8 protein-coding genes are annotated in these 9540 nt (G+C 67.3%); 5 read left to right on the forward strand and 3 right to left on the reverse strand.

The genetic code is table 11. The features are described 5' to 3' along the window. Nucleotides 1–233: 233 nt before the first annotated feature. Nucleotides 234–995, reverse strand: a complete 762-nt coding sequence (locus ABZ345_RS34235; RefSeq protein ID WP_359858096.1) for an alpha/beta hydrolase — start codon at nt 993–995, stop codon at nt 234–236. A 19-nt stretch (nt 996–1014) separates the two neighbouring features. Between ABZ345_RS34235 and ABZ345_RS34240 the strand changes: the two genes are divergently transcribed. Continuing rightward, nucleotides 1015–2790, forward strand: coding sequence for a hypothetical protein (locus tag ABZ345_RS34240; RefSeq protein ID WP_359858098.1), 1776 nt, complete (start codon nt 1015–1017; stop codon nt 2788–2790). Nucleotides 2791–2800: 10 nt separating this feature from the next. Here ABZ345_RS34240 and ABZ345_RS34245 read toward each other — a convergent pair whose 3' ends face one another. Beyond that, nucleotides 2801–3766, reverse strand: coding sequence for an ABC transporter substrate-binding protein (locus ABZ345_RS34245; protein ID WP_359858101.1), 966 nt, complete (start codon nt 3764–3766; stop codon nt 2801–2803). A 209-nt stretch (nt 3767–3975) separates the two neighbouring features. Between ABZ345_RS34245 and ABZ345_RS34250 the strand changes: the two genes are divergently transcribed. The 3 genes from ABZ345_RS34250 to ABZ345_RS34260 are packed head-to-tail and all read left to right on the forward strand — an operon-like array spanning nt 3976 to nt 7886. Further along, entirely contained in the window at nt 3976–4998 is a 1023-nt protein-coding gene (locus tag ABZ345_RS34250; protein ID WP_359858104.1) for a betaine/proline/choline family ABC transporter ATP-binding protein, read from the forward strand. Continuing rightward, entirely contained in the window at nt 4998–6920 is a 1923-nt protein-coding gene (locus ABZ345_RS34255; RefSeq protein WP_359858107.1) for an ABC transporter permease subunit, read from the forward strand. The genes ABZ345_RS34250 and ABZ345_RS34255 overlap by 1 nt, the downstream gene beginning before the upstream one ends. 12 nt (nt 6921–6932) lie before the next feature. Continuing rightward, nucleotides 6933–7886 (forward strand): ABC transporter substrate-binding protein, encoded by a 954-nt coding sequence (locus ABZ345_RS34260; RefSeq protein WP_359858110.1) that lies wholly within the window; start codon nt 6933–6935, stop codon nt 7884–7886. A gap of 76 nt (nt 7887–7962) precedes the next feature. On the opposite strand, the gene ABZ345_RS34265 is transcribed toward ABZ345_RS34260, so the two are convergent. Further along, a complete protein-coding gene (locus ABZ345_RS34265) occupies nt 7963–8139 on the reverse strand; it encodes a hypothetical protein (protein WP_359858113.1) in 177 nt (58 codons plus the stop codon). A gap of 168 nt (nt 8140–8307) precedes the next feature. Between ABZ345_RS34265 and ABZ345_RS34270 the strand changes: the two genes are divergently transcribed. After that, nucleotides 8308–9444 carry a cytochrome P450 gene (locus tag ABZ345_RS34270; protein WP_359858116.1) on the forward strand — a complete coding sequence of 379 codons (1137 nt, stop codon included), beginning with the start codon at nt 8308–8310 and terminating at the stop codon, nt 9442–9444. Nucleotides 9445–9540 lie beyond the last annotated feature (96 nt).

Consider the following 9540-nt stretch of genomic DNA (forward strand, 5'->3'; position numbering starts at 1 on the left):
GCTGTCTGGGCCGTGGCTGTGGGAGAATTCCGGGAGATGTTCTCCCACGGGAGAGTGGATGACGGCGGGTCAGACCAACACAGACCAACGCCATGACCTGCGAGGATGAGTCGAGGTGCAGGTCGAGGGAGTGGCCGTACCTTATTTGGGAGCGGGGGGTCGCAGGTTCAAATCCTGTCGCCCCGATCGGTTGGCGAATACCCGCAGCGATGTGTCGCTGCGGGTATTCGTGTCTAGGGCTTCAGGTACCGGCTGGCCCATGCTGCGAGTACTTCTGCCACGTAGGTGGCGTCTGCGCGGTCGGTGAGCAGGTGGTCGGCGCCGTCGAGTGACACGAATGACTTGGGGTGGCGGGCGGAGTCGAAGACGATTCGGGCGTTGTCGACGCCGACGAGGTCGTCCTGTGGTGAGTGCATGACCAGCAGTGCGCGGTTGAGGCCGGCGATGCAGGCGGTCTGGTTCTGCTGCTTGATGTCGACGAGGAAGTCGTTGCTGATCCGGAAGGGACGTCCGGCGAGGAGCACTTCGGCGACGCCGTGGGTTTCGATCTCGGTTGTGGACGAGCCGATCAGGTGTTCGACGTGGGTGGTGTCGGCGGGGGCGCCGATGGTGACGATGGCGCGGACTTCGGGGACGCGGTGGGCGGCGGCTAGTACGGCGGCGCCGCCGAGTGAGTGTCCGATGAGGACGCTCGGGGCGCCGATGGTGTCGCGCAGGTGGTTGGCGGCGCAGACGAGGTCGTCGACGTTGGACGTGAAGGTGGTGTTGGCGAAGTCGCCGTCGGACTGGCCGAGGCCGGTGAAGTCGAAGCGCAGCACCGCGACGCCGCGGGCGGCCAGTTCGCGGGAGATGCGGGAGGCGGCCACGGAGTCCTTGCCGCAGGTGAAGCAGTGGGCGAAGACGGCTGTCGCGACGACGTCTCCCGCGGGGAGTTCGAGCCGGCCTGCCAGTGACTGCCCGTCGACGCCCGCGAAGACGGCTTTCCGGTTGTCCATGACCTCTATGGTGCGTCATGTGCGCTACCAGTACCTCGATGCCCGGCTGCGGCAGGCGTTCGACGACGCCGGGCTCGACCGCGGTCAGCGGGCGTTGCTGCAGGGCGTGCTGCGCGCACTCGACCCCGACGCGCACCTCGGCGAGCACGTGGCGGGGCTCAACAGCGCGTTCCTGGCCGTCACGCGGGCGCAGACCGCTCTCGACAGTCACGCCACCGAGGACCAGCCGCGGTGGAACCTGTTGCGCCGCATCATCGCCACGTCGCTCGCGTGCATGGACGCCGCCAAGCCTGCGTACGCCCACGGTGGCGCCACCGAGCTCGCCGAGGCGCGGCAGGTGCTCGTCGGCGTCGACGCGGCCATCGCGGCTGACGGCCAGAAGCTCGATCCGTTGGTCACGGCCGCCGCCGCGCGCAAGCTCGACCCGCCGGCCTTGGAGACCGCGGTCAAGCAGTGGATCACTCCACTGTGGAACGGGGTCGAGCTTCCGCTGCGCGCCAGGATGATCGCCGAGGTGGCGGTCGTCGTGGCGGTGCACGGCCGGGACGGCAGGCACCTTCGTTCGGACCTGCTGAGGTGGCTCAAGAAGCCCGGAGATCTCGCGGACGTGCTCTGGCCGGAGCAGCGCAGGCACGTCGTGGCGCTGGTGGTCCGCGGGGCACGGGTGTTGCGGCATTTGGACCAGCTGCTGCCCCAGGCGCGCCAGGAGCCGTTGCACCGCAACAGGTTGCCGAAGGACGACTTCCTCAAGGACGCCGTGGACGGGTCGTCGGTGCTGGTGCGGCTGCCGGTCAGCGCGGCCGACGCGCACACGGCGGCGTTGCGGGGCAGGCGGGCTCTCGGCGAGGTGCTCGACCAGTACGCGGCGGGGGAGAGGCTCACCGAGCTGACCATCGCGCCGCTCTGGCAGGTCAGCGGCCCGACCGGGCGTGTCACGCGGGGCACCGAGCATCAGCGCACGGTCGGCAACGCCTATCCGCTCACCGCGTACTGGCCGGCTGAGCTGCGCAGCGCGATGCGGGTGGCGAACCTGGCCCGGCAGGTCCAGGCGAGCACGGCGCCGATGGCCAGCGCGGGGCTCGCGTGGAGTGCGTTGGAGGCGACCGGGCTGGATCCGAGCAAGATCGCGTGGCTGGCGAAAGCGTGCGCGCTGCAGATGTTGCGGCAGCATCTGATCAGCCTGCACGTCGTCGGCACCCATGACGAGGAGCTGCGCCGGCCGCTCGACGCGCGTGTGCCGACGAGCGGTGTGAAGCACCACCTGACGTCCGTGGACGCCTGGCTCGAAGTGCTGATCAAGCACAACCGTCCGGACGAGCAGCTCAGGGCCGCTCAGGACGCGGTCACCGCGCTGGCCCGCAACGAGGGCGGCCTGGTCCAGGACCTGGTCGAGATCTGGCGGGCCAGGCTCGCGGACTCCACTGCCCTCGCCGGCTGGCTGGCCGACCAGGAGAACACCGTCGCCGCGGTCCTGGAATGGCTTTACGTCACGAGGAACCTGGCGTTTCACGCCGGAAGGTTCGCGGCGCCGGCCGACGAACTGACCGCGCACGCCGGGCAGGCCGTCGCGGATCTCACGCTCGAGTTCCTCGGCAACTGGCGGACCGTGCAGCGGCAGCGGGGCGAGCCCGAAACTCCCGCGTTGGAGATCTACCGCAGGCTCGCCCAGCGGTCGGACCAGCTGGAGGCCCGGCTCAGGCGAGCCGGGTCCGTCCGCAGGCTGAGCGTCGAGGACATCTCCGGCCCCGACGAGAAGTGGTGGTCGCGCGGCACCGGTCCGCGCGGCACCGGTTAAAGACGAACGGTCACGGCTTGGCCTTGGTCAGCCAGTCCTCGACCCGGTCGGGGTTCGCCTCGACCCATCGCTTCGCCGCCTCGTCCGCCGACATCTTGTACTTCGCGATGAACGACGCGACCGTGTCCTGCTCGTCGTTGCTCCACTGGAAGTTCTTGATCAGCCGGGCAGCGGGGCCGCCCTTCTCCATGAACTTCTTGGAAGCGATCTTGTCGAGCTCGTAACGGGGGTAGTCGCAGGCGACCTTGGCCGCGTCCGCGTCGCAGCCGGCCTTGTACTCGGGCAGCTCGATCTTGACCAGCTCGATGTCGAGGTGCAGCCACTGCGGCTCGAAGAAGTAGCCGATGAGGGCCGTCTTCTTCTCCTCGGCCTGGCGGAACGCCTTGATCGAGGCCTGCTCGCTGCCCGCGTAGACGACCTTGTAGTTGAGGCCCAGGTTCTTCACCAGAGCTTCATCGTTGGTCACGTACGAGGGGTCGCCGTCGAGCACCTGGCCCTTGCCCTCGGACTGCGCGGTCTTGAACAGGTCCGCGTACTTGTTGAGGTTCTGCCAGTTCGTGATGTCCGGGTAGGTCTTCTTCATCCACGGCGGCACGTACCAGCCGATCACGCCCTTGTTACCGGTGGGGCCGACCCGCACGGCGGTGTGTTTCTCCTCGATGAACTTCTGCTTCAGGTCCTCGTGACCCCAGTTCTCCAGGATCACGTCGATCTCGCCTGAGTCGAGGCCCTGCCAGGCGGTCTGCTCGTCGACTTCCTTCTTCGTCACCTTGCAGCCGAGCCGCTTCTCCGCGAGGTACGCGATGACCGCCGCGTTGGCCTCGTAGCCGACCCACGGGTTGACCGCGATGGTGACGGAGCCGCAGGGTTCGGTCGGTGCTGCCGAACTGGTGCGTGGTGACGCAGTCGATCCGCTGCCACAACCGGCAATCGTCAACACGAGCGTCAATGCCAGAGCAATTCTGGGGGCTTGCACGAACAGCTCCTCGTCGAGGGGACAGCGGTGCAGGAGACCGCGCAGTTCAGCTTTTCCCGTTCGATCGACGGCAGTCAAGTCATGGGATGATTGGTTGTCCATTTAGGACTCCGTTTGTCGTAACCCTTGACCGCACTCGTGTGAAGGTCGATGCTGTCGCGCATCGAGAAACGGTGTGCGTAGTCCGCAACAGGTCGGAGTGGTTTGGCGTGGATCCCGTGATTTCGGTCAGGGACCTGTGGAAGGTGTTCGGCTCCAACGCGTCTCAAGTGGTGGCATCGGACGAGCTGAAATCGTTGTCACGTTCGGAGCTGATGGACCGCACGGGTTCCGTGGCCGCTGTGCGCGGAGTGGACTTCGAGGTCGCTCCGGGTGAGATGTTCGTGGTCATGGGGCTGTCCGGTTCGGGCAAGTCCACACTGGTCCGGTGTCTGACGAGGCTGGTGGAGCCGACCGCGGGCACGATCATGTTCGAGGGTGAGAACATTCTCGAGGCGGACGCGAAACGGCTGCGTGACCTGCGGAGAAACAAGTTCTCCATGGTGTTCCAGCACTTCGGGTTGCTTCCTCATCGGACGGTCGCCGACAACGTCGGTTACGGACTGGAAATCCGCGGGGTACCGCGCGTGAAACGCGGGGAGCGTACCCAGGAAGTGATCGACCTCGTCGGTCTGTCCGGCTACGAGAAGTCCTATCCCGATCAGCTGTCCGGCGGTATGCAGCAGCGCGTCGGTCTCGCGCGCGCTCTCGCCGGTGATCCCGACGTTTTGTTCTTCGACGAACCTTTCTCGGCGCTCGACCCGTTGATCCGGCGCGACATGCAGTCCGAGGTCATCAGGCTGCACCGCGAGGTCGGCAAGACGATGGTCTTCATCACCCACGACCTGAGCGAGGCGTTGAAGCTCGGCGACCGGATCCTGATCATGCGGGACGGCCAGGTCGTGCAGGTCGGCACCGGTGACGAGCTGGTCGGCGCGCCCGCGGACGACTACGTGCGCGACTTCGTGAAGGACGTGCCGCGCTCGCACGTGCTGACGCTGAAGTGGATCATGCGTCCGCCGCGTCCCGACGACGAGCTGGACGGACCCGAGCTGTCGCCGGAAACCGTTGTGCGGGAAGCCGTGCGCAGCGTGCTCAGCGCCGACAAACCGGTGAAGGTGGTGCGCGACGGCGAGCTGCTCGGCGTCGTGGCGGACGAGGAGATCCTCGGGGTCGTGGCCGGGGAGGCGTGATGGTTGCCGTAGCCGCCCCTCGGCAGCTCCCTCGCAAGCCCTTCATCGTGGCCGGGATCGTGCTGGCCTGGCTGGTGCTGTGGCTGGTGTTCCGCAACTTCGGGACGCTGCCGCTCGACGCCTCCCAGCTGACCCCGTTGCACCGCGCGGTCAACCAGCTCAACGACGCCGTCGGCGCGTCCAGGAACTCCAACCCGCTGTTCCTCTACTTCTTCAACGAGATCCGGCTCGTCATCGACGAGTTCGTGACCTTCGTGCAGGCGTTGATCGCGCAGCCGTCGTTCGGCCGCCCGGTGCCGGTGATCGGCTGGCTCGGCGTGGTCTCGATCGCGGGTTTCGTCAGCCTCGCGGTCGCGGGCTGGCGGGTCGCGCTGCTGTCCGTCGCGGGCTTCGTGTTCCTCGGCCTGCAGGGGTTGTGGCAGGAGAGCATGGACACGCTCTCACTGACGCTGGCCGCGGTCGTGATCTCGTTGCTGTTCGGCATTCCGCTGGGGATCTGGGCGGGTCTGTCCGATCGAGCCAACCGGGTCATGCAGCCGGTGCTGGACTTCATGCAGACGATGCCGACGTTCGTCTACCTGGCGCCGCTGACGCTGTTCTTCCTCATCGGCCCGGCCTCGGCGACGATCGCCACGCTGATCTACGCGGCGCCGCCGGCGATCCGGATCACCGCGCACGCCATCCGCTCGGTGCCGCACAACACGGTCGAGGCCTCGGAATCCCTTGGGGCGACCTGGCAGCAGACGCTGGTCAAGGTGCTGCTGCCGTCCGCGCGCAAGACGATCGTGCTCGGCGTCAACCAGACGATCATGGCCGCGCTGTCGATGGTCACGATCGCCGCGCTGATCGACGCGCCCGGTCTGGGCAAGACGGTCGTGAAGGCGTTGCAGACGCTCGACGTCGGCACGGCGTTCAACGCGGGCCTGGCGATCGTGGTGCTGGCGATCGTGCTGGACCGCGTGACGACCGCCGCGACCGAACGCCGCAAGCTGCCGCGCTGGGCGTTGTTCGGTGGTCTCGGCGTCACGGGCGTCGCCGTGTACCTCTCCTACACCTACCTGTGGGCGGCGGAGTTCCCGGCGGACGTGGAGATCGGCAGCTCGATCCGCAAGGGCGCGACGGCCCTGACGGAGTGGGCGCAGGACTCGCTGCCGCTGATCACCGGTGGCTTCAAGGACTTCGTGACGTTCGCGTTGATCAACCCGCTGCAGGCGCTGCTGGCCGAGTCGCCGTGGTTCCTGGTGGCGCTGGTGATCGTGGCGCTGTCGTTCATGATCGGCGGGGTCCGCTCGGCGATCGTGTCCGCGGTGTGCCTGGGAGCGCTGGTCGCGACCGGGCTGTGGCAGGACGCGATGATCACGCTGGCGTCCACCCTGGTCGCCACGATCCTGGTGATGATCCTCGGGATCGTGGTCGGCGTGTGGATGGGCCGCAGCAAGAGCGCGGACCGGTTCATCCGGCCGATCCTCGACGCCGGTCAGGTCATGCCCGCGTTCGTGTACCTGGTGCCGATCTTGGCCCTGTTCTCGGCTTCGCGGTTCACGGCGATCATCGCGGCCGTGGTGTTCGCGGCGCCGGTCGCGATCAAGATCATCGCGGATGGCATCCGCGCGGTCTCGCCCGCGACCGTCGAGGCGTCCACGGCGCTGGGGTCGAGCTCCTGGCAGACGATCGTGAAGGTGCAGCTGCCGATGGCGCGCGGAGCGTTGACGCTCGCCGCCAACCAGGGGCTGATCTACGTGCTCTCGATGGTCGTCGTCGGCGGTCTCGTGGGCGCCGGCGCTCTCGGCTACGACGTCGTGGCCGGGTTCTCGCAGAGCAATTTGTACGGCAAGGGGCTCGCGGCCGGTGTCGCGATCGTCGTGCTGGGCGTGATGCTCGACCGCCTCACCCAGGCGGCCGCCAAGCGGTGGACCAACTAGGAGGTCTGGAAAGTGGCAAGGCACAGCGTGCTGGGAGCGGTGCTCGTAGGGGCACTCGCACTGGCTGGTTGCGGTGGCGCCAAGGTCGGTGACACCTCCTCGGGTGCGACCGGCGACTGCGGCACGTTCAATCTCGCGGTCAACCCGTGGGTCGGTTACGAGGCGAACGCGGCGGTGCTCGCGTACGTGGCCGAGAAGGAGCTCAAGTGCAAGGTCACCAAGAAGGAGCTCAAGGAAGAGGTGGCCTGGCAGGGCTTCGGCACCGGTGAGGTCGACGCCGTCGTCGAGAACTGGGGCCACGACGACCTGCGCAAGAAGTACATCGACGAGCAGAAGACCGCCGTCAGCGCGGGCTCGACGGGTGTGAAGGGCCAGATCGGCTGGTACGTGCCGCCGTGGCTCGCCAAGGAGCACCCCGACATCCTGGACTGGAACAACCTCAACAAGTACGCGGACCAGTTCAAGACGTCCGAGTCCGGCGACAAGGGCCAGCTGCTCGACGGCGACCCGTCGTTCGTGACCAACGACGAGGCTCTGGTGAAGAACCTGAACCTCAACTACAAGGTCGTCTACGGCGGCTCCGAGACCGCTCTCATCCAGGCGTTCCGCCAGGCGGAGAAGGACAAGAAGTGGGTCATCGGCTACTTCTACTCGCCGCAGTGGCTGCTCAACGAGGTCAAGCTCGAGAAGGTGAAGCTGCCCGAGTACAAGGCGGGCTGTGACGCCGACGCCGAGAAGGTCGCCTGCGACTACCCGGACTACGACCTGGACAAGATCGTGTCCAAGAAGTTCGCCGACACCAACGGCCCGGCCTACCAGCTGGTCAAGAACTTCAAGTGGACCAACGAGGACCAGAACACGGTCGCGAAGTACATCGCCGAGGACCAGATGAAGCCCGAGGACGCGGCCAAGAAGTGGGTCGAGGCCAACGCCGACAAGATCAAGGCCTGGACCGCCAAGGCCTGACGTCTCAGACGCTGAAAACAGCAGTGTGGGGTGGTTCCCGGACGAGGGGAACCACCCCACACTGCTACCCCCGGCATCACGCAGCCTGTTGCCCGTTCGGGACCTCAGGCTCGTGGCGGTGCGTCATCCGGTGCCACCACGACCGCGGCTTCCCGCCGTTGCGGTAGTACTCCCGGGCGCGGCGGGCGTCCTCCCGCAGGGCGACCTGCCGGTAGTCCATCTCCGCCTTGATCGCTTCGGGCGTCCATTCCATCTGTCTCACTCCTCAGTTCGTTCTCCGTTGACGATGAGATTGCTGCTGAGGGGTGACCCCTTACATCGGAAGATCACCTAAGGTCGCGCCGTGAGAGCCCTTACGCCGAGCTGCGGTCGCTGGATCAGCCGATGCCGGCGGCGCGGGTAAGGGACCACGATCGAGGGCATGACTGTCGCCCACTTACCCGCTCGACCTGCGAAGTTCTTCGATCCCGCCACCGAGGCCCACTTCGACGAGCAGCTCGACACCTGGCACGTCTTCTCCCTTGCGGACGTCCAGCGCGTGCTGTCCGAGGAGGAGCACTTCTCGGCCGGATTCGGCCTCACCGAGGAGACCAGACAGCTCGCCAACCCCGTCTTCAGCGGCATGTGGGCCGCGGACGGGCAACGCCACCGCGACCTGAGGGCCGCCGTCGCCGACCCGTTCAGCCCGCGGGTGCTGTCCCGCCTGGAGCAGCAGATCCGTGCCATCGTCGGCGAGTTGATCGACGAACTCCCCGCGGACGGCTTCGACGTCGTGCCGCGCCTGTCCCGCCCGTTGCCCGCGAGGGTGATCTGCCGCGTGCTCGGCCTCGACGTCAGCGCCGAAGCGCGGATGACCGAGTGGCTCGACGACTGGTTCGGGACCGCGACGTCCACCAGCACCGTGCCGCAGCAGGCCGACATGGCGCGGTTCTTCGCCGACGAGCTGGACCGGCAGCGCGCGCGTCCTGGTGACGGCATCATCGCGGAGCTGCTCGACGTGCAGGAGACCGGCTACCTGGTGGACGGACGGCCGATGTCGGACGGGGACCTCGTCGGCTACTGCGCGATGCTGCTCTCCGCCGGCGTCGACACGGTCGACGCGACCGCCTCCAACGCGCTGCTGTTCCTGACCGAGTACGGCTTCTGGGACTCGCTGCGCGCGGACCCGGCGCTGCTGCCCGGTGCGATCGAGGAGACCACGCGCTGGTATCCGGTCTTCCCCGGTGTGCGGAGGCTGGCGCGCGGCGACATCTCGTTGGGAGGCCAGGAGATCAGAGCCGGCCAGTGGGTCACCGGATGGCTCACGGCGGCCAACCGCGATCCTGGGCGTTACCCCGATCCCGGCACGTTCGACATCCGGCGCAGGACCCGCTCCCTGGCGTTCGGGCACGGCGCGCACCACTGCCTCGGCGTGGGCCTCGCGCGGCTGGAGCTGCGGGTGCTGCTCGAAGAAGCGGTGCGGCGGCTTCCCCTGTTGCGCAGGGAAACCACCGCACCGCTGGTCCGTCGTGAGTGGATGCTCGACAACCTGGAAAAGGCGATCTTCCGCTTCGGCTAGTTGTAGTGCCCTGAGACGTTGTTGATGCGGGTGATGGGTGGTTTGCCGCCGAGTGCGGTGTGGGCCCGGTGGTGGTTGTAGTGGTGCAGGAACTCG

It is taken from the genome of Lentzea sp. NPDC005914 (assembly GCF_040629405.1).
In the GTDB taxonomy this organism is placed as follows: domain Bacteria; phylum Actinomycetota; class Actinomycetes; order Mycobacteriales; family Pseudonocardiaceae; genus Lentzea.

Excerpts from the sequence above, each read along its gene's own strand:
- ABZ345_RS34265 (WP_359858113.1), bottom strand. The coding sequence starts at position 8,139 with ATGGAATGGACGCCCGAAGCGATCAAGGCGGAGATGGACTACCGGCAG.
- ABZ345_RS34235 (WP_359858096.1), bottom strand. The coding sequence starts at position 995 with ATGGACAACCGGAAAGCCGTCTTCGCGGGCGTCGACGGGCAGTCACTG.
- ABZ345_RS34255 (WP_359858107.1), top strand. The coding sequence starts at position 4,998 with ATGGTTGCCGTAGCCGCCCCTCGGCAGCTCCCTCGCAAGCCCTTCATC.
- ABZ345_RS34270 (WP_359858116.1), top strand. The coding sequence starts at position 8,308 with ATGACTGTCGCCCACTTACCCGCTCGACCTGCGAAGTTCTTCGATCCC.